11 protein-coding genes and 1 pseudogene are annotated in these 19,289 nt (G+C 68.9%); 10 read left to right on the forward strand and 2 right to left on the reverse strand.

Going from position 1 to position 19,289, the window contains the following annotated elements:
• Positions 1–253: 253 nt before the first annotated feature.
• A complete protein-coding gene (locus V5A19_RS04040; RefSeq protein ID WP_332318024.1) occupies positions 254–1,414 on the reverse strand; it encodes a GGDEF domain-containing protein in 1,161 nt (386 codons plus the stop codon).
• 735 nt (positions 1,415–2,149) lie between these two features.
• Between V5A19_RS04040 and V5A19_RS04045 the strand changes: the two genes are divergently transcribed.
• From V5A19_RS04045 to V5A19_RS04070, 6 genes are all read left to right on the forward strand, one after another.
• Positions 2,150–3,280: a hypothetical protein gene (locus V5A19_RS04045; protein ID WP_332318023.1), complete on the forward strand. Its 1,131-nt coding sequence runs from the start codon at positions 2,150–2,152 to the stop codon at positions 3,278–3,280.
• A 67-nt stretch (positions 3,281–3,347) separates the two neighbouring features.
• The gene (locus tag V5A19_RS04050) at positions 3,348–4,382 is read left to right on the forward strand and encodes a thioredoxin family protein (protein WP_332318022.1); all 1,035 of its coding nucleotides are present in this window, start codon (positions 3,348–3,350) and stop codon (positions 4,380–4,382) included.
• Positions 4,383–4,490: 108 nt separating this feature from the next.
• Positions 4,491–7,238 carry a PD-(D/E)XK nuclease family protein gene (locus V5A19_RS04055; RefSeq protein ID WP_332318021.1) on the forward strand — a complete coding sequence of 916 codons (2,748 nt, stop codon included), beginning with the start codon at positions 4,491–4,493 and terminating at the stop codon, positions 7,236–7,238.
• Entirely contained in the window at positions 7,228–10,719 is a 3,492-nt protein-coding gene (locus V5A19_RS04060) for a UvrD-helicase domain-containing protein (protein ID WP_332318020.1), read from the forward strand. The genes V5A19_RS04055 and V5A19_RS04060 overlap by 11 nt, the downstream gene beginning before the upstream one ends.
• Before the next feature lie 97 nt (positions 10,720–10,816).
• Positions 10,817–11,752, forward strand: a complete 936-nt coding sequence (locus tag V5A19_RS04065; protein WP_332318019.1) for a substrate-binding domain-containing protein — start codon at positions 10,817–10,819, stop codon at positions 11,750–11,752.
• Between the two features lie 11 nt (positions 11,753–11,763).
• A complete protein-coding gene (locus tag V5A19_RS04070; protein ID WP_332318018.1) occupies positions 11,764–14,958 on the forward strand; it encodes an EAL domain-containing protein in 3,195 nt (1,064 codons plus the stop codon).
• 10 nt (positions 14,959–14,968) lie between these two features.
• Here the strand turns inward: V5A19_RS04070 and V5A19_RS14295 are convergent.
• Positions 14,969–15,393: pseudogene (locus V5A19_RS14295) on the reverse strand (rhodanese-like domain-containing protein).
• Between the two features lie 142 nt (positions 15,394–15,535).
• Between V5A19_RS14295 and V5A19_RS04075 the strand changes: the two are divergent.
• The 4 genes from V5A19_RS04075 (at position 15,536) to V5A19_RS04090 (ending at position 19,222) form a co-directional block, all read left to right on the forward strand.
• Positions 15,536–16,666, forward strand: a complete 1,131-nt coding sequence (locus tag V5A19_RS04075; RefSeq protein ID WP_332318017.1) for a CapA family protein — start codon at positions 15,536–15,538, stop codon at positions 16,664–16,666.
• Positions 16,667–16,749: 83 nt separating this feature from the next.
• A complete protein-coding gene (locus tag V5A19_RS04080; protein WP_332318016.1) occupies positions 16,750–17,733 on the forward strand; it encodes a YbgA family protein in 984 nt (327 codons plus the stop codon).
• A 23-nt stretch (positions 17,734–17,756) separates the two neighbouring features.
• Positions 17,757–18,494 carry a DUF3429 family protein gene (locus tag V5A19_RS04085; protein WP_332318015.1) on the forward strand — a complete coding sequence of 246 codons (738 nt, stop codon included), beginning with the start codon at positions 17,757–17,759 and terminating at the stop codon, positions 18,492–18,494.
• Positions 18,495–18,565: 71 nt separating this feature from the next.
• On the forward strand, positions 18,566–19,222 hold the full coding sequence (locus V5A19_RS04090) for a thiopurine S-methyltransferase (RefSeq protein WP_332318014.1): 657 nt from the start codon (positions 18,566–18,568) through the stop codon (positions 19,220–19,222).
• Positions 19,223–19,289: the final 67 nt, after the last annotated feature.

Consider the following 19,289-nt stretch of genomic DNA (forward strand, 5'->3'; position numbering starts at 1 on the left):
ATCGCCAGAGCGGCCAAAGGGAATAGGGGGCAGGAAGCCCTCGCGGCTGGTTTCGAGTGCCTCACCGTGCGCTCACTCGCGCCCCCTGGGCCCCGAGCCCCTCAGCCATAGCGCGAACCAGACCGCCCGCGGCGCCGGTAACCTGGACCCGCTTGCCGGTAAGATGGAGATCATGCCACCTCTTCCATTCGCTGCCGGCTAGGGGATTCTAAACCAAGGCCGTCGGCAGCGCGCAACTGGCGGGCGGGGGCGGCTAGCCGGTGGTCACCACCCGATTGCCGCCGGTTTCCTTGGCCTCATAAAGGCCCTCGTCCACCCGCGCCACCAAGGTCTCGGCGTTGTGGTCCTCGTGCCGAAGAGTAGCGGCACCGACGCTCACGCTCAGCTGCAAGGCCTTGCCATCGGAGCCGACCACCTCGGTGGCCTCCCAGGTCCGTCGAATGGCCTCGGCGCGTTCCCGGGCGGCATCCCGTTTCCAACCGGGTAGGACGGCCATGAATACCTCGCCCCCGTAACGGCCGGGGACAGCCCCCTCCGGTAGGTGGCCCTCCAGCACCGCGGCGAAGTGACCCAGCACCCGGTCGCCGATAATGTGGCCGTGGGTGTCATTGATCCGCTCGAACTGGTCCAGGTCGAACAGAAGCACCGACAGCGGCCAGCCTCCGGCTCGGCTGGCCGCCACCTCGCGATCCAGGGTACGGATAAGCACCCGGCGGTTCATCAGGCCCGTGAGCGGATCACGTGTGGCCTCCCGATGCAGCCGCAATAACAGCCCCATTTGGCTGACCTGGCCCCATAACGCCACCATCAGCAGCAGGGCCAGCAGCCACAGATCCCGCAGACGGAGGATGTCGAGCAGGGTTCCGAAGGCCAGATCCATGCCTGCCACGGGCAGCGCCAGCAAAGCGGCATAGCCCAAGCCCTCGCGCAGGGTGAGGGGGAAAATGGCCAGCAGGGCAGCTATAAGCAGGGGCAGGAAGGCATAGCCCATGAGCACCCCCGCCGAGGGGGTCCCGCCCTCCAGGGCCATCCGGGAGCCGGCAAAGAATAGGACCGGAACCCCGACAAGGACCCCAATACGCAGACGCATCAGATCCAGGCGGTTACGGCCCGCTCCCCACAGGGCGAGCCCGGCAAACGCGGCGATCCAGCCCAGACGCAGGCCCAGAAACGCCCGGAAGCGCTCGCCCTCCAGGAACAGCCAGTCCACCGGCAGCCACAAGGGCGCCGCCAGGGCCAGAGCCAGAGCCAGGACCCGGATCCGCTGGAACACCCGACTCGCCCGAACCTGATTGAAGTCCTCCGAATGGCCGCGGGCAGACAGCAAATCGGCCCCATTGGCCTCCCGGAACCAACGCACCATGCCCCCGAATCGGGTTGGCGCCAGGCCGGCCGGCCCACTACCGTTGCTCAACAACCGCCCTCCTTTTACCGCCCATGCTGTACAGGGAAGCGGCACACCACTTTGCCCCAGCGAGGCTGCGGTCGCATGCCCACCCGCGAACGGAGCACTTCCCAGTCCCATCGTTCACCGTAACCGGAGTCTTCCCCGACCTTAGCCGATTTGATCGGCGGGCTTCATGCCGGGGCCACGGCATCGAACCTGACCAGCAAGGCCCTTCCCCACCGGACATGTTTAGATGACCGGCCCATGCCCCCTCAAACGAGCGGGAGTCCAACAGAACCGGCAGCGCCGGGTGGTGGCTCCGATGCGCTATAACGACTTCAAACAGACCTCTCCCACCAACGACCTTACCAAGCTGGCCTTGCATCACCCCCGCCACCTCAAGGACGCCGTGACATCGCCCGTGCGTCCCATTATGGGGGCAACCGATTCAGTGCCGAAATTCGGAATTTAACCGTGGCCCCGACCACGGTTTGGGGGCCTTTCCCAGCATGGAGATGCCTTGGCCGCCATGCACCTACCGGCGGATGTGGCCTCCGGGAGGCGCAAAGGGCCCTGGACCGCCTAGGCGAAAGGCTTGAGCTGACCCTTGTCTGGCGCCCCTGGTCCCGCGTCCCTTACCCATCCGCCCCGGAAGAGCACCTGGAACCGGCCTAGGCAAGGGGCCGCCCCGGCAACAAGGGGGTCAAACTCCAACCCCGGTCAGTGGTCTAAGCGGCAGTAGCGCGTGTCCTGGAGAGGCCCATGAGCCCACCCGCCCCTAAACCAGGCCCACCGCCTGGCCGTCTCAAACGGCTTTCTCCTGACCGTTTCCTACTGGTTCGCTTCTACCGCGCCGCCAAATGGACCACCTTGCTGGTTCTGGTGCTGCTCGGCGGGGCCCTGGTGGCTGGGCGCTACCTGCAACCGCCCGGGGCCGAGTGGCCCTGGCTGGACGAGCGCCGCACCCTTACCGTCGAGGTTCCGATGGACTGGCCGGAGGTGGCCGGGGCGATCCAGCAGGTCTTCAGCGAAGCCCGGGACCGGGCCCGGCGGACCGCCCGCACCCGCCTGGACGCCTGGCACGCCGAGCTCATGGGGCGGGTTAAGAGCGATTTCCTGCCCTGGTACTTCGACTTCTGGAACCAGGAGTGGCGGGACCTCAAGGCCACCGGCTACCTGGCCGCGGACTGGGCCGGGCTCACTGCCGCCGACAAGGCCATGCTGGCGGACTTCCGCGACGCCTTCAGCGTCCGGGTCATGCCCCCCGCCGAAACCCAGCTACGCATGGAGGCCATTGCCCGGGAAGCCCTGGGTGTCTATCTGGCCCACGCCCGCGAAGAGCTGCCGGAGATCCCCAAGGAATACGGCGTGCCCCGGGAGGACTGGCAGGAGCATATGGCCAACATCGGCCTCCAGCTACAGCAGGCCAGCACCCAGGACGAGCAGGTGCCCACCACCCTCAAGGGCCTGGTCACCTTCGGGGCCGCCGGCACCACGGCCGTTATCCTGCGGGGCAGTTCCGCCCTGAGCCGGGTGGGGGCCGCCGCCGGGCGCTGGTCGCCGCGGGCCGCCGCAGGGGCCGGTGAGACGGCCCTAGTGGGAACCGCCCTGCGGGGTCGCGTAGCCCGCACCGGCGGCCGCCAAGCCGCAAAGACCAGCGCCCGAGTGGGCGGCCGCATCCTGGGCGTTGCTGCCCTGGCCGGATTCCTGGCCTGGGACGTGTACGATTACCGCCGTACCGAAGCCGAGCTCCGTCCCAAGCTGCGGCAACGCCTGGACGCCTATCTGCGGCAGGTGAGCGAGCGCATGCTCGCCGATCCCGAAACGGGGGTTCTGGCTCCGGTGCAAGAAGTCCAGGGCCGGGTCCACGCCCAGCTAGCCGATGACCCCTGAAGGGGGCTGCCCTTGGGGACAAACCACCGCTACCATGGGTGAATATGGCTTTTGAGGGGAGGGGGAAATGGCTATTCGTCGCCTTATCATCGGCGCTTCCCTGGGACTGGGCCTGGCAATGGCAAACCTTGGGGCCAATGCCGCAGAGGAAGGCAACCTCAAAGACGTGGGCGAGTTCAGCATACCCGATTGGTTCAAGGTCTCCTTCCTGGACCTGACGGCGGATGTGCGGGACGCAGCCCAGGCGGACAAGCGCCTGTTGCTGGTGTGGTACCAGGATGGCTGCCCCTATTGCGCCCGCCTGATCAACACCAATTTCAGCCAGAAGCGGATCGCCGACTACACCCGCGAGCACTTTGACGTTATCGCCCTCAACCTTTGGGGCAGCCGCCAGGTAACCAATCTGACGGGCGAGACCCTGAGCGAGAAGGCGCTAGCCAAGGAACGTGGCGTTCAGTTCACGCCCACTCTCCAATTCCTGGACGAATCCGGCGAGGTGGTGCTGCGCCTGAACGGCTACTACCCACCGCGCGAATTCATGACCGCTCTGCGTTACGTCGGTGAGGGCAAGGAGGACCAGCTGAACTTCGGTCGTTACCTCAAGCAGGCCACCGACAAAAAGGCCGAAGGCGGCGGCCTCACGGACCATTCCTACCTGGCCGAGCCACCGCACCGGCTGGCCGCAAGCGACGAGCCGGTGGCGGTGATCTTCGAGCAGGCCGACTGCCGCGATTGCGCCCGCCTGCACGAGAACATGCTGGCTGAGCCCAAGGCCCGCAAGCTGCTTGGCGACTTCCGAGTGGTCCAGCTAGATCGCTGGTCGGATACGCCCGTGGTCACCCCGGCGGGCAAGAAGACTGACGCCGAAAGCTGGGCCGAGCAGCTCCAGCTGCGGTACCTGCCGGCCCTGGTCCTGTTTGACGGCGACCGCGAGGTCATCCGCATGGAGTCCCTGCTCAGGGGTTTCCACGTGCGTTCCATGCTGGCCTATGTGGCTTCCCAAGCCTATCGAGAAACACCCCAATTCCAGGACTACATCCAACAGCGCAGCGAGCGCCTGCGCGACAAGGGCGTGACGGTGGACCTATGGGAGGAGAATTGAACGGAAACCAGTTTGTGCCTGGCTCGGCACGGGCGACAATGCGGCCATGATGCCGCAACCACCCCGTCGACATAACCCACATAACCAGCCACCCGAGTGCGGCCGCTGATGGAAGCCTGGCTCGACACCCTGGAGGGTGGCCCCACGGTGGCCACAGTAACCAACCGCCTGGCCCGCAGCATTCGCCGCGCCTATCACCAACGCCAGTCCGCGGCCGGCAAATGGGCCTGGCCCAGTCCCGATGTCCTGCCCTTCAGCGCCTGGCTTCGCCGCGCCTGGAGCGATGCCCGGGACTTTGGCGCAGCCACCGGCACCCTGCTGACCGCCGCCCAGGAGCTAGCCCTGTGGGAGCAGGTCATCGAGGCAGACATCGCCGACGGCCAGACTCCGGGCCTGCTGCGGGTGAGCGGCACCGCTCCGGAAGCGCGTGAGGCCTGGCGGCTGGCCCGGGAATGGCACTTGGATGCGGCCGAGAGCGACATGGACCGCACCGAGGTCGCCGGCGGCGCCGATACCGCCGCCTTCCGGCGCTGGCGCCAAACTTTCGAGCGACACTTGGCCCAGGGGTCCTGGGTGGCCCCGGCGCAGCTTCCCGAGCGGCTGACCGCGCTGTTCCGAGAAGGGGCCCTTACCGCCCCCGATCACCTCCACCTGGCCGGATTCGACGACATCCCGCCCCAGCACCAGGCCATGCTGGATGCCCTAACCGACCGGGGCACGGAAGTGGTCACCACCAATCCCCAAACCACCCCGGGCAACGCCCGGCTCGCCGCCTACAGCGACCAGGCCGCCGAAGTCCGAGCAGCCGCCGCCTGGGCTCGTTCCCAGCTAGAGGCCGGGGCCGAAGGGCCTGTCGCCATCGTCGCCCCCGAGCTGGGCGAGGTCCGCGATGCCCTCGAGCGCGCCCTGCTGGACACCTTCCACGACCCCACCAGCCGACCCGAGCGCTCGCCCGCGGACTTGCCCTTCAACCTGTCCCTGGGCCAGCCGCTAGCCGAGGTGCCGGTGGTCTCCGACGCCCTTCAGGCCCTTAGCCTGGCGGTGGCGGGTCTGCCCGTGGCCGAGGCGGGGGCCCTGGTGCGCTCGCCGCACCTGGCCGGCGCGGCCGCGGAGGCGGCGCCCCGCGTCCAGTTGGATCTAACCCTGCGCGAGCGCGGCGGCGACCGCGTCCATCGCAGCGAGGTGGCCCGCCTCGCCGCCCGCACCGAGGGCGACGGTCGCCCGGCCGATCATGGCTGCCAGGAGCTGGCCCAGGGCCTCCAGAGCGTCCGGCGGCTGCTGGACGATGCGCCCCGGCGCCAACTTCCCAGCGCCTGGGCCGAGACCCTGGCCGGCTGCCTGGAGGCCCTGGGCTGGGCCCGCGAACGCCCTTTGGACAGCGTCGAGCATCAGGCCATGGAGGCCTGGCAGGACAACGCCCTGGAGGCCATGGTCGCCCTCGATCCGGTGCTGGGCGCGGTGGACGCGGCCGCCGCAATTCGCCGCTTGCGGCGGCTTGCTGGGGACACGGTTTTCCAGCCACGCTCAGACCCCGAAGCCCCGGTCCAGGTCCTGGGGCTGCTGGAGGCCGCAGGCCACCGCTTCGAGCGCCTGTGGCTGCTGGGAGCCCACGAGGCCGCCTGGCCCCAGCCACCCCGGCCCAATCCCTTCCTGCCGCGGCGCCTGCAGAAGCGGCTGCGACTGCCCCGAGCCACCCCCGAGCGCGAGCTGGCCTTCGCCGAGCGCGCCACCGAGCGCCTTTTGGCCGCCGCTCCCGAGGTGGTAGTCAGCTACCCCCTACGCGGCCCCCGCGACGAGGATTTCCCGCCGAGCCCGCTTGTGGCCCACCTGCCCCGCGCGGAGCCCGGGGAGCCGGTGCTGCCCGCCCGGGCGTGGGAGGAGCAGCTGGTCGCCGAAGCCCCCTTGGAGCGGCTCGGCGACACCCGGGGCCCGGGCCTGGCCGGCGATAACCCGGTCCCTGGTGGCGCGGCCCTGTTCAAGCACCAATCGGACTGCCCCTTCCGGGCCTTCGCCAGCCACCGGCTGGCGGCCGAAATGCCGGAGGCCCCCGCCTACCGACCGGACCCCCTGGAGCACGGGCAGCTCCTTCACGCCGCCCTGCGGGAGGTGTGGCACTACCTGGGCGACCAGGCCACGCTCCAGGCCACCCCGGATGAGGAACAGACTGCCCTGTGCCACCGCGTCGCCGACGCCCAGGTCGCAACCGCCCGCCGCCAGCGGCCCGGCCTGTACGGCGAGCGCGCCGCCGCCCTGGAGGCCGAGCGTCTGGCGGAGCGCCTGGATGCCTGGCTGAGCAAAGAGCGTAACCGCCGGCTGACATTCCGGGCGGCCGATCTGGAGGCCGCCACCGAGGCCACCGTCGGTGGTGTCCGGGTTCGGCTGCGGGTGGACCGGGTGGACGAGCTGGCCGACGGTCGGCGGCTGGTGATCGATTACAAGACCGGCGAGGCCGACTACAAGCTGTGGCTGGGCGAGCGCCCGGAGGAGCCCCAGCTGCCCCTGTACGCCCTGGCCGTGGGCGAGGCCGTGGCCGGCATCGCCTACGCCCGGCTCAAGCCGGACCTGCTGGACATCGAGGGCATCGCCGACGAGGGCATTGCCGAAGGCCCCAGCGGTCGCGGCCTGCGCGCGGCGAGCCAGGTCAAGCAGCTCGACGGCGCCGGCTGGGCCGAAGTGGTGGATCACTGGCGGGGCGTCCTGGAGGGGCTGGCCGGGGACATCGCCGCTGGCGAGGCGGCCGTGACGCCGCGCGCCCCGCCGGGGGCCGGACGCAGCCCCTGCCGCCTGTGCCACCTCCACGCCCTGTGCCGCATCTACGAGAAAGCGTCCATCCCTCGAAACGACGATGACGGCTGAGGCGCCGCCCTTCCAGGCCGGCCTGGCCGACGGCGACGCCCGCCGCGCCGCCCTCGAACCGGCGCGCTCTTTCATCGTTCAGGCTCCCGCCGGCTCGGGCAAGACCAGCCTGCTGGTGAACCGCTTTTTGGGCCTGCTGGCCACGGTAACCGAGCCCGAAGAGATCTTAGGGATCACCTTCACCCGCAAGGCGGCGGAGGAGATGCGCGTCCGCATCGCCACTGCCCTGCGCGACGCCGAGGCCGGCACTGCCCCACCTGACGAGGCGGCGGCGATAACTCGCCACATGGCCGAGCAAGCCCTGGCCCAGGACCGTGAGGAGGGCTGGCAACTGGCCCGCCATCCCAACCGCCTTCAGGTGCAGACCATCGACAGCTTCTGCGCCTCGCTGGCCCGTCAGCTGCCCGTACTGGCCCGCTTCGGCAGCCCCCCGGCGGTGACCGAGGCCGCCGAGCCGCTGTTCCGCCATGCGGCCCGGGCCACCCTGGACCTGGTGGAGGACCCCGACAGCGACCGCGCCGAGCGGGTGGCGGCCCTGGTACGCCACCTGGACAACAACTGGGGCCGGGCCGAGGGACTGCTGGCTGATCTGCTGGGCCACCGCGAGGAATGGCTGGGCCCGCTGGTGGAGCACCGCCGTGATCCCGGCGAGGCCCGGGCGGTGCTGGAGGGCGCCCTGGAGCGGGCGGTGCGCGAGGCGTTGGCCGACCTGAAGGCCGCCTTCCCCCGGCACGCCCTGGATCGGGCCCTGGCGGCGGGGGCCTTCGCCGCCGCGCGCTTGGCCGAGGCCGGCAAGGCCTCGCCGGTGCGCAACCTGGCGGGCCCCGCCCGGGCCCCCGGCACCGATCCGGCCGACCTGCCGGTGTGGCAGGGCCTGGCGGCGCTGCTGCTCACCAATGAGGGCACCTGGCGTCAGTCGGTCACCAAGCGCGAGGGCTTCCCCACCCCCAAGGACGCTCCCGAGGGCGAGGGCACCACCTACGAGGCCGCCAAGGCCGGGATGGGCCAGCTTTTGGAGGAATTGCGCGACGACGAGGTCCTGGCCCAGCGCCTGGCCGCTGCCGCCCGCCTGCCGGAGCCGCGCTACAGCGACGCGCAGTGGCACCTGCTTGACGCCCTCATCGAGGTCCTGCCGCTGGCGGCGGCCCAGCTGGAGGTGGCCTTCCGGGAGCGCGGCGAAATCGACTTTACCGGCATCGGCATCGCCGCCCGGGACGCCCTGGGCGACCCCGAGGCACCCACCGACCTGGCGCTGGTCCTGGACCAGCGCCTGACGCATGTGCTGGTGGACGAGTTTCAGGACACCTCCAACCTGCAGATGGCCATCCTGCGCCGGCTCACCGCCGGCTGGCAGCCCGGGGACGGGCGCAGCCTGTTCCTGGTGGGCGACCCCATGCAGTCCATCTACCGCTTCCGCGACGCCGAGGTGGGGCTGTTCCTGCGCGCCCGGCGCCACGGCGTGGGCGATGTGCCCCTGGAGCCGCTGGAGCTCACCGTCAACTTCCGCTCCGACCCGGCGGTGGTGGACGCCGTCAACGACGCCTTCCCCGCCATCCTCCCGGCGGCCGAGGACGTCGCCACCGGCGCCGTCCCCTTCGCCGCCGCGGCCGCCCACAACGCGCCGACGGCGGCGGCCGGGGTCACTGTCCACCCAGTGCTGTATCCCAGGGAGAGCGGCGCAACCGAAGCCAATCGCGCCGCCGAGGACGCCGCCCTGGCCACCGAGGCGGACACCGTCGCGGCCCAGGTGGCGGCCGCCCTGGCCGCGGATCCGGAGGGCAGCATCGCGGTGCTGGTACGCGCCCGCCCCCACCTGGACCGCATCCTGCCGGCGCTCCAGGCCAGGGGCATCGGCTACCAGGCGGTGGAGATCGAGCCCCTGGCCCAGCGGCCCGTCATCCAGGACCTGCTGGCCCTGACCCGGGCGCTGCTCCACGATGCCGACCGCGCCAGCTGGCTGGCCGTGCTGCGCGCCCCCTGGGCCGGGCTGGACCTGGCCGACCTCCACCACCTGGCCGCCGGCCCAGAACCGCTGCCCCAGCGGCTGGGCGACGACACCGTGGTGGCGGGGCTGTCGGCCGACGGCCAACAGCGGCTCGAGCGTGTCCGCGGCGTTCTGCTCGACGCCGCGGGCGAGCGCCGCCGGGGCGGGCTGCGGCGCCAGGTGGAGAGTGTCTGGCGCCGCCTGGGCGGGCCGGCCACGGTGCAGCGCGCTACGGATCTGGACGATGCGCGCCAGTACCTGGACCTGCTGGCGTCCCTGGAGGCCGGCGGCGACCTGCCCGACCCGGACCAGCTGGACGAGCGCATGGCCCGCCTTTACGCCCGCCCCGAGGGCGTCTCCGGCCATGTCCAGGTGATGTCCGTGCACAAGGCCAAGGGGCTGGAATTCGACACCGTCATCCTGCCCGGCCTGGGCCGTCAGCTGCAGCGCGGCGAGGGCGGCAAGCTGCTGCGCCACCTGGAGCGGCCCACGGCGGCCGGCCCCGACTTCCTGATGGCGCCGGTGCACCCCACCGGCTCCGAATCCGATCCCATCTACGACTTCCTGGGCACCATGGAGACCGAGCGTGATGCCAACGAGCTGGCCCGCCTCCTGTACGTCGCCACCACCCGGGCCCGAGCCCGCCTGCACCTGGTGAGCCACTGTCCCTGGAACCCGGAGGCCGACGCGCTCAGGCCCCCGGGCACCAGCCTGCTGGACCTGATTTGGCCCATGGTGGCCGACAACTTCGAGGCCGCCCGCGAGCGCGGCGAGACCGAGGCGCCGGCACCGGCAACCATCGGCACCTCGGGTGGCGGCCTTCGCCGCCTGACCGCGAGCTGGCAGCCCCCGGCGCCGCCCCCAGGCTTCCGGCGCTCGAGTGAGGGCTCCGGGGCCGGCGCCACCGACGCCGGTGGGACGGTGGCGGAGACCGGGCAGGCGGCAGCCGCGCGCAGGGTAACCGGCTTCACCTGCGGGGATGCCACCGCCCGCCATGTGGGCACCCTGGTCCACCGCATGCTGCGCGTCATCGCCCTCCAGGGGCCGGCGGCCTGGGCGGGGCGGGTGGCCGAGCGCGGGAATGATTTCGCCACCGAGCTGGCCGCCCTGGGAGTGCCGGAACCCGCCCGGAAGGAAGCCGCCGAGCGGGTGGTGGCGGCCCTGGAGCGGACACTCGGCGACACCATCGGACAGTGGCTCCTGGCCTCCCAGCATGCCGAGGCCCACTGTGAATTCCCGGTGAGCGGAATGGTGGAGGGCCGCCTGTTGGAAGGGGTGATCGATCGCACCTTCGTCGATAGCGAGGACAACCGCTGGATCGTGGACTACAAGATGGCGGAACCAACCGGCGAGGCCGAGGCAACCTTCCTCGACCGTCAGCAGACCCTTTACCGGAACCAGCTAACCGCCTACGCCACCCTCATGAGGGGCCTGGAGAACCGACCCATCCGGTTGGGGCTCTACTTCCCTTCGATCGCCGGGTGGCGGTCATGGTAAAATCCCCATATAATCTATGGGTTTGGCACCGAGAAGGCCCCGGCACCTCCCCGGGCCGACAGGGCCGATCCCTCTCGAGCCGGGACCGACCCCCCTCATGGCACGGCGATTCCGCCGCCACCTGCTGCACCTGCTGATTGCCCTGGCGGCGGCGGTCCCCGCGACCGTCAGCGCGGAAATCCAGGGATCCGTTGCTTTCGCTCAGGACGATCTGAGCAACGACTGGCGCCGGGCCCAGGTGGCCGCCGTAAGGGATCATCTGGCGGATTACCCGGGAGTTGAGCTGGAAGTCACCGACGCCCGCGGCGACGCCTCGTTGCAGGCCCTCCACGTCGAGCGCTTGGCCCGCCGCGGTGTCGATGTGCTAATCACCAGCCCCGCCGATGGCAAGCTCCTGGAACCGGTCATCCGCCGGGTTCACCGCAACGGGACCCCGGTAATCTTGCTCGACCGGCGCATTCCCGGCGCAGGCTTCACCGCTTTCGTTCATCCGGACAACCGCCAGGTTACTCAGCGGTTAGCGAGCTTCCTGCTTGACCGCCTGGAGGGGGAAGGCAGGATTCTCATGCTCAAGGGCCTCCCCGAAGCCACACCGACGCTCCTTCGCACCCGGACCTTCCTAGCCGAAACCAAGCGGCATCCAGGTATCTCGGTGACCAGTCGAGTCGGCAATTACCTCCGGGGGGATGCCCTCCGAGCGGTAGAGGCCATCCTGCGGACGGAAGGCGGCTTCCCGTTCGACGCCATCTACGCCCAGAGCGATTCCATGGCGGTAGGGGCCCGCATGGCTCTGCGTCGGGGGGGCATCGATCCCGGAAATCTGCTGATCGCAGGCATCGACTACATTCAAGCCGCCCGCAAGGCCATCCGCAATGGGGAGCAGGCGGTCAGCTACACCTATCCCACTGGCGGCCAGGAGGGGGCGGAACTGGCCTTGCGTCTGCTGCAGGGTGAATCCGTGCCGCGGGAGTTGGTTCTGGACTCGGTGCAGGTCACCGCGGATAATCTCGACGCCGCTGACCCCATCTTCTAGTAGAGGGCACCTTGAAGCTTACCCTGGGATCCCGCATCGGTCTGCTGCTGCTAGCCACTACCGTGGTGCCCCTGGTAGTTGCGGGGGTGGCGATGGACCGCTACCTCCACCACCTCCACCGCGATATCGCCCGGGAAGATGGCGGCGAGGCCTTCCAAAACCTCGCCGCCAGTCTGCGCCAGCTGGAAGAGGAGACGCGCAGCACCGCCGCCCATCTCGCGGCCAACGACCACATCATTGCGGACCTTAACCTCCTTTCCCGCTACCAGGATCCCACCGACTACAGGGCCCTCCTGTACGACGAGGAAAAGAAAGGGCTCGCCCGCCGCTTGCGCGAGGTCATAGCGACCACCGCCGCCACCGAAGCCTACGTCTATCTGACCGATGGTACCCTGGCCGCCTTTGCCCAACGGCGGAAAGACCGCATTGTACTGGGCATCCATTCCTTCCGGGACGGCGACCCCATCATTAGCCTCCAGAGGCGGGAGGGCGCAACCTGGCAGGCAGAAACCCTCTCCCACCTGCCCGAAGAGCACCGTTCCCAGTCAATGCCGGCCGCCGTAACGCTCAGCTACCGGGCCGAGCCGGGTCGCCTTCTGCAGACGGCCCGGCAGCCGGTGGCCCTGGATCCCGACGGTCCCGACAAGACCCGGGTGGGCTCGCTGCGCCTCAAGATAGCGCTAAGCCCGGACCAACTGGCCCAGCTTGCACCGTCTCCAGGCCTTTTCTTCGCTGCCTTGGGAAGCGACGGCCAGCGTTTGCTTGGTCCGGAGGATGCCGCCCTCGATTCCATACCGGGCACAGCCCCACCGGGTCTATTTGCGGGGGAGGGAGGACACTGGACGGAGACCTCGCGCTACTTGGCGGGCTTCCGAGCCCTGCCCACGGGGGACCGGGATGAGCTGTTGCTGGGTGTGCTGTTCAATAAGGAACGCCTCGAGCGCGAGGTGGCCGGAACCCGCTGGGTGATGGCCGGGGTCCTGGGCCTGGCAGCGATCGTGGTCCTGCCCCTGGGGCTTGCTTTCGGCCGTCGGCGCATCGCCAACCCGCTGGATGCGGTCCTCAAAGGCCTGACGGCACTGCGTCGAGGGGATTACGACGCTCGCATCGAGGTCTCGGGGTCGAAGGAAGCCGCTCAGCTGGCCGGAGCCCTGAACGAGATGGCGTCTTCCATCCGTCAACGCCGGTCGGAGCTGGAAGGCATTCTGGACAACCTACCGGTCATCCTGGTTCTCAAGGACGCCCGTGATGGCCGCTACGTTCGCGTCAATCGGGCCGGAACCGACCTCCTCGGAAGGCGCGAAGAAGACGTCATCGGACTGACGGACGACGAGATCTTCCCTGCCGGGGAGGCCGAGGTCCTGCAGGCTAATGACCGGGCGGTCCTTGCCGACGGTGGCCAGGTGAAGGTGTTCGAGGAAACAGTGGATACGCCGCAGGGAACCCGGCTGCTCTACAGCCGCAAGCTGCCTTTGGCAACGGACAGCGGCGGATCGGCGTACGTCCTTAGCATCGATGAAGACATCACCGAACGCCGCCGGGACACGGAGCGTCTGCTGCTGGCCCAGGAGATCGCCCGGGTGGGCGCCTGGGAGTATCGCCTCGACGAGGGCAGGGCGGTGTGGCCGGAGTATACCCGACGCCTTATGGCCATGGATCCGGACGAAGGGGACGATCTCGACAGCCTGACAAGCCGCGTCCATCCCGATGACCAGACCTTGGTCAACCAGGCCCTGGAGAAGGCCATCGCCGGCGACACCGACCTGGACATGGAATTCCGGTTGATGATGGGCAGCGGCGAGCGCACCCTGTATTCGCGGGCGCGACTGGAAAGGGACAGCCTTGGCCGGCCCATGCGCTTAGTGGGCATGATGCAGGACATTACGCCCCTCAAGGAAACCGAGGCTCGGCTCGACTATCTGGCCTATCACGACACTCTGACCGAGCTCCCCAACCGTTTACATCTGCAGGGCTGGCTGGAACAGAGGTTGTGGGATCCCGGCAAAGACGGGCTGATGGCGGTCCTGTTCATGGACCTGGACCGCTTCAAGACCATCAATGACAGCCTGGGCCATCCCTTTGGGGACAAATTACTGCGGGCGGTGAGCGGCCGCTTGCGGGAGACCGTTCCGCCCGACGATTTCCTCGCCCGGGTAAGCGGCGACGAGTTCGTCGTGGTTCTCCACAATCCGGGAAGCCAGGAGGCCATCGCGACCCAGGCCAGCCACCTGCTCCGGGCCCTGCATACCCCGTTCGAGGTGGAGGGCCACCAGATCGCCATTGACGCCGGCATAGGCATCAGCCTGTATCCCACCGATGGCAAGGATTCTGCCACCCTGATTCGCAATGCCGACGCCGCCATGTACCACGCCAAGGCGCGGGGGACCAACCGCTATCAGTTCTACACCGCCGATCTTACGGAAGCGGCAGACCGGCGGTTGCGAATCGAGATGGATCTGCGCCAGGCCATCGACCAGGACCAGCTCCACTTCGTCTACCAGCCCCAGTTCGACCTGGGCAGTGGACGCACCATCGGCACCGAAACCCTGCTTCGCTGGCAACATCCCCAACTGGGCTTGGTGTCACCCGCGGAATTCATCCCGGTGGCGGAGGAAACCCGTCTCATCCTGGCCATCGGGGAGTGGGTCCTTTACACCGCCTGTCGGCAGTTCCAGGAGTGGCGCGCTGCGGGCTTCGACCCGGGCCGGTTGGCGATCAACATCTCGCCGGCCCAGGTCCACGACGGCGGCCTGATCGATACGGTCCAGGGCGCTTTGGAGGCCTGCGGCCTGCCCGCGGACCGTCTGGAGCTGGAGGTCACCGAGGCGATCTTCTTGTCCGAGGGCACCGGACGGACCTTCCGGCAATTGCAGGAGCTGGGGGTAAAACTGTCGGTGGATGACTTCGGCACGGGCTTCTCCTCCCTTGCCTACCTCAAGCGCCTACCCGTGGCACGGCTCAAGATCGACCGCTCCTTCATCCATGACATGCTCAGCGACCCTAATGACCGGACCATCGTGCGTTCGGTGATCGCCTTGGGCGACAGCCTGGGTCTGCGGGTAATGGCCGAAGGGGTGGAGACCGAGGATCAGGCCCAAGCCCTTCGCGCCGATGGCTGTCACGAAGCCCAGGGCTTCCTCTTCCATCACCCCCTCGCCGGCGCCGACCTCGGAAGGTGGCTGGCCAACCGCCCGAATTCCGTCTAGGGCCAAGGAACTAGCCCTGCTGCCATGGCAGGCCTTGGTAGCGCCAGCCGCCCAGGGTGCTGCGGTAGTGTCCTGGTCGAGCTCGCCCTCGAAGCCCTCCGCCACGTTGAAGACATTGCCGAAACCCGGATCCCTCAGCTGCTCCCCGGCCCGCAGGGAGCGCTTGCCGCTGCGACAGATCAGCACCACCGGCGAACAGCCGACATCCTCATCACACACCGCTCCGCCCAGCAGGATCCGGCGCACCTCCCGCACGAAATCGGGATTGACCGTCCAGTCGGGCTCGTCGATCCAGGGGATGTGGATGGCCCCAACCGGGTGGCCTAGCATAAGGAATTCCATTGCCGAGCGAACGTCGATGGGGACCGCCCGTGGATCCTCCCTGAGCAGCCGGTGTGCCTCGTTGGGATGGAGCGTTGTCACCTCGTCCGCCATGGCAGCGACACCTCGGTAAGAAGGAATCTCCAACATAGGCTGTCAGCCCCCGGATGGTAAATGGACCAGGCCCACCTCGGCGCTGGCCCTCCGCCGCCAACAGGTATGAAATGGGAAGAGGTTTCCGCCCGAGGTTGCCGCCATGCTTACGCATCCACCTTCGGCCGACACCCTCCGCCTATTCCTGTGCGGCGATGTCATGACCGGCCGCGGCATCGACCAGGTGCTGCCCCATTCCTGCGATCCCACGCTGCACGAGCCCTGGATCACCGATGCCCGCCATTACCGACAAATGGCGGAGGAGGCCAACGGCCCCATACCCGCCCCGGTGGATTACGCCTATGTTTGGGGCGATACCCTAGCCTGGCTGCAGCGTTTCGGTCCCGACCGCCGGATCATCAATCTGGAGACCGCGGTCACGTGCAACCACCAGTGGTGGCGCGGCAAGGGCGTGCACTACCGCATGCACCCGGAAAACACCGAGCTCCTGAAGGCAGCAGAGATCGACGCCTGCGCCCTGGCCAACAACCACGTCCTGGACTGGGGCAACAAAGGCCTGACCGACACCTTGGACGCCCTACACAGGGCCGGAGTGCCTACCGCCGGGGCCGGCGAGAGCCTAACGGCGGCGCAGGCCCCAGTGCTGCTGCCAGCCACGGGCAAGGGTCGGGTGATCCTGCTCGCCATGGGCTCGGGCTCCAGCGGAGTCCCTGCCGAATGGGCCGCCGGGCTCGACCAATCGGGCATCTGGCGCATCGACGAGGGGACCGACCGGGCGGTAGCCGCCGTGGCCGAGCAGGTGGAGGGGATCAAGGGGCCTTCGGACGTGGTGGTGGCTTCCATTCACTGGGGGGGCAACTGGGGCTATGCGGTGCCCGTCGAGCAGCGCCGCTTCGCCCGCTCACTCATCGACGACGCCGGGGTGGATCTGATCCACGGCCACAGCTCTCACCACCCCAAGGGCATGGAGGTATACCGCGACCGCCTGGTGCTCTACGGCTGCGGGGATTTCCTGAACGACTACGAGGGTATCCCCGGCGAGGAGGACTACCGGCCGGAACTGACCCTCATGTACTTTCCCGAGCTGGCCCGGGACAGCGGTCGGCTGACCGGTCTGGGCATGCGGCCGGTGCGCATCCGGCGCTTCCGGGCAACGGACGCCAACGCCGAGGAGGCCCGCTGGCTCCTGGACCGCCTAAACCGGGAGGGCGAGACCCTGGGCACCCGATTCACCCTGGACGACGACCGTACCATCCGGCTGACGCTGTCCTGAGCCGGATCCTGCCGACGGCAGGAACCGAAGCACGGCCTAGCGGACGAACTCTCGAATAATCCATCACCGTTTAGGAGACGGCCTTGGCCGAAACCACCTCGCCGAACGCCGAAGCCCCCACCGACCGCATCCCCGTGGGGATTTCGAGCTGCCTGCTGGGGGAGGAGGTCCGCTTCGACGGCCAACACAAGCGCGACGCCTACATCAATGGCACGCTGAGTGCGTACTTTGATTTCATCCCCGTCTGTCCCGAAGTGGCCATCGGTCTGGGCGTACCCCGCGAGCCCATCCGCCTTCAGGCGGACAAGGGCGAGCCCGTCCGGGTGGTTGGCACCCGCAATCCGGACATGGACGTCACCGAGGACCTGCATGCCTACGGCCGGCAGATGGCGGCGGAGCTGCCGCACATCCACGGCTACATCCTCAAAAAGGGCTCGCCCTCCTGCGGCATGGAGCGGGTCAAGGTCTACAAGCCCGACGGCAACCCCCTGACTAACACCGCCGGGGCCTACGCCGAGAGCCTCATGGCCCAGCGCCCCCTGCTCCCGGTGGAGGAGGAGGGCCGCCTGGGCGATCCCATGCTGCGGGAGAACTTCATCGAACGGGTGTTCGTGCACGAGCGCTGGCACCGGGAGGTGGCCGCCGAGCCCACACCCGCCGCCCTGGTGGCTTTCCACAGCGCCCACAAGCTCCTGCTTATGGCCCACGACCAGCAGGCCTACCGCCGCCTGGGCCAGCTGGTGGCGGAGGCCGGGTCCGGCGACATCGAGGCGACGGTTGGCACCTACTTCACCGAGCTCATGACCGCCTTGCGCAAGCCCGCTACCCGCAAGAGCAACGCCAATGTGCTGTACCACCTCATGGGCTACCTCAAGGAGCACCTCGACAGCGGCGACAAGGAAGAGTTGACCGGGGTGATCGAATCCTACCGCAACGGCTACGTGCCCCTGATCGTGCCCATCACCCTGTTAAACCACCACTTCCGCCGCCACCCCGATCCCTACGTCGAGCGCCAGGTCTACCTCCAGCCCCATCCCGACGAGCTCATGCTACGCAACCGGATCTAACCCCAACCTCCCGGAGACCCCGCATGACCCAGACAAATTCCGACCACGACGCCGCCCTGGACGAGGCCATCGACCGGGCCCGGGTGGTCCTGTTCGTCTCCAACCTGACCGACGCCCGCCCGGTGATCCACGGACTGGAAGCCAACGGCGTGCCCTACCACGTGGAGCACATGGGCATGGGCAATGCCGCCATGCGCGAGCGCTTCCACCAGCTGGAGCGCCGCACCGGGTGGCAGACCCTGCCCCAGGTGTTCATCGACGGCGATCTGGTTGGCGGAATCGAGGAGGCCCTGACGCATCCTCTCATCACCGGAGCCGCCGATCCGGACGCGGCACGGGTCTGGGCCCGGTCCCTGGGCTACGCCGGCCTCATCCCGTTCGCCGCCCTGACCGCCCTGGTCCTATTCGCGCCGGGGGCCGCCCCGGGGGCGGAGCGAATGCTGGCCGGCTACGGCGCTGTGATCCTGTCCTTCCTGGGCGCCCTGCACTGGGGCTGGACCCTGGCCGGCGGGCGCAGCACCTTCAGCGTGCCGGCCTCCCTGAGCTGGGGTGTGGCGCCGGCGATCCTGGCTTGGCTCAGCCTGGCCCTGGCCACGCCGGCGGCCCTGGGCCTGCAGGCCGTCCTGCTGATAGCCGCCTATGGGGTGGACCGCCGGGCCTGGGCGCGACAGCCCGACACCGCCTGGCTCCTGCGCCTGCGCGCAGTGCTCAGCACGACGGCAGCGGTCCTGCTGGCTGCCGCGGCGGTCGCCACCCTGTAACCCCCTCCCGGCGCGGAGGCCGAGCCTGCTATCCCTCCGCGTCCCCGCCAAATCCGATATCCGGAGGTCCCATGGACCGCGAGTTCTGGCTGGAACGCTGGCGGAGCCGGCGACTGGGCTGGCACCGCGAAGAGGTCAATCCGCACCTGGCCGACTTCTGGCCCCACATGCCGGTTGCCGCCGACGCGCGGGTATTCGTGCCCCTGTGCGGCAAGAGCGTGGACATGAAATGGCTGGCGCACCGGGGCCACCGCGTGGTGGGAGTGGAAATCAGCGACAGCGCCTGCCGCGAGTTCTTCCACGAAAACGGGCTGGAGCCCCGCGTCGACCGGTTGGGCACCTGGATCCGCTACGCCGCCGCCGGGGTGACGATCCTATGTGGCGACTTCTTCGAGCTGGACCGCGATCTGCTGGGACCCGTGGACGCGGTCTTCGACCGCGCCTCCCTAATCGCTCTGCCGCCCCAGATGCGGCCCGACTACACCGCCAAGCTGCGGGAGCTTCTGCCGTCGGCCCCGCCCATGCTCCTGGTGACCCTGGAATACCACCAGCATCAGATGAATGGTCCGCCCTTCGCCGTCTGGGAGGATGAGCTGGACCGGCTCCTGGGTGCCCACTACGCCACCGAGCACCTGCGGGACTGGGATGTGCTTGAGGACAGCCCCCGCTTCAAGGAGCAGGGCCTGACCGAGCTTCACGAGAAGGTGTTCCGCCTGACCAGGCCGTAAGGGCCGGCTTTCCGGCCCCGCACCAAAGTCCCGGATTTCCCGGCCGCGGGCGCGCCGCCTAGAATGG

This window comes from Thiohalorhabdus sp. (assembly GCF_036628635.1).
Lineage (GTDB): Bacteria > Pseudomonadota > Gammaproteobacteria > Thiohalorhabdales > Thiohalorhabdaceae > Thiohalorhabdus.

Bases quoted from the DNA above. Each gene is read 5' to 3' on its own strand.
- V5A19_RS04045 (WP_332318023.1), top strand. From the start codon at position 2,150: ATGAGCCCACCCGCCCCTAAACCAGGCCCACCGCCTGGCCGTCTCAAA.
- V5A19_RS04050 (WP_332318022.1), top strand. From the start codon at position 3,348: ATGGCTATTCGTCGCCTTATCATCGGCGCTTCCCTGGGACTGGGCCTG.
- V5A19_RS04055 (WP_332318021.1), top strand. From the start codon at position 4,491: ATGGAAGCCTGGCTCGACACCCTGGAGGGTGGCCCCACGGTGGCCACA.
- V5A19_RS04060 (WP_332318020.1), top strand. From the start codon at position 7,228: ATGACGGCTGAGGCGCCGCCCTTCCAGGCCGGCCTGGCCGACGGCGAC.
- V5A19_RS04065 (WP_332318019.1), top strand. From the start codon at position 10,817: ATGGCACGGCGATTCCGCCGCCACCTGCTGCACCTGCTGATTGCCCTG.
- V5A19_RS04075 (WP_332318017.1), top strand. From the start codon at position 15,536: ATGCTTACGCATCCACCTTCGGCCGACACCCTCCGCCTATTCCTGTGC.
- V5A19_RS04085 (WP_332318015.1), top strand. From the start codon at position 17,757: ATGACCCAGACAAATTCCGACCACGACGCCGCCCTGGACGAGGCCATC.
- V5A19_RS04090 (WP_332318014.1), top strand. From the start codon at position 18,566: ATGGACCGCGAGTTCTGGCTGGAACGCTGGCGGAGCCGGCGACTGGGC.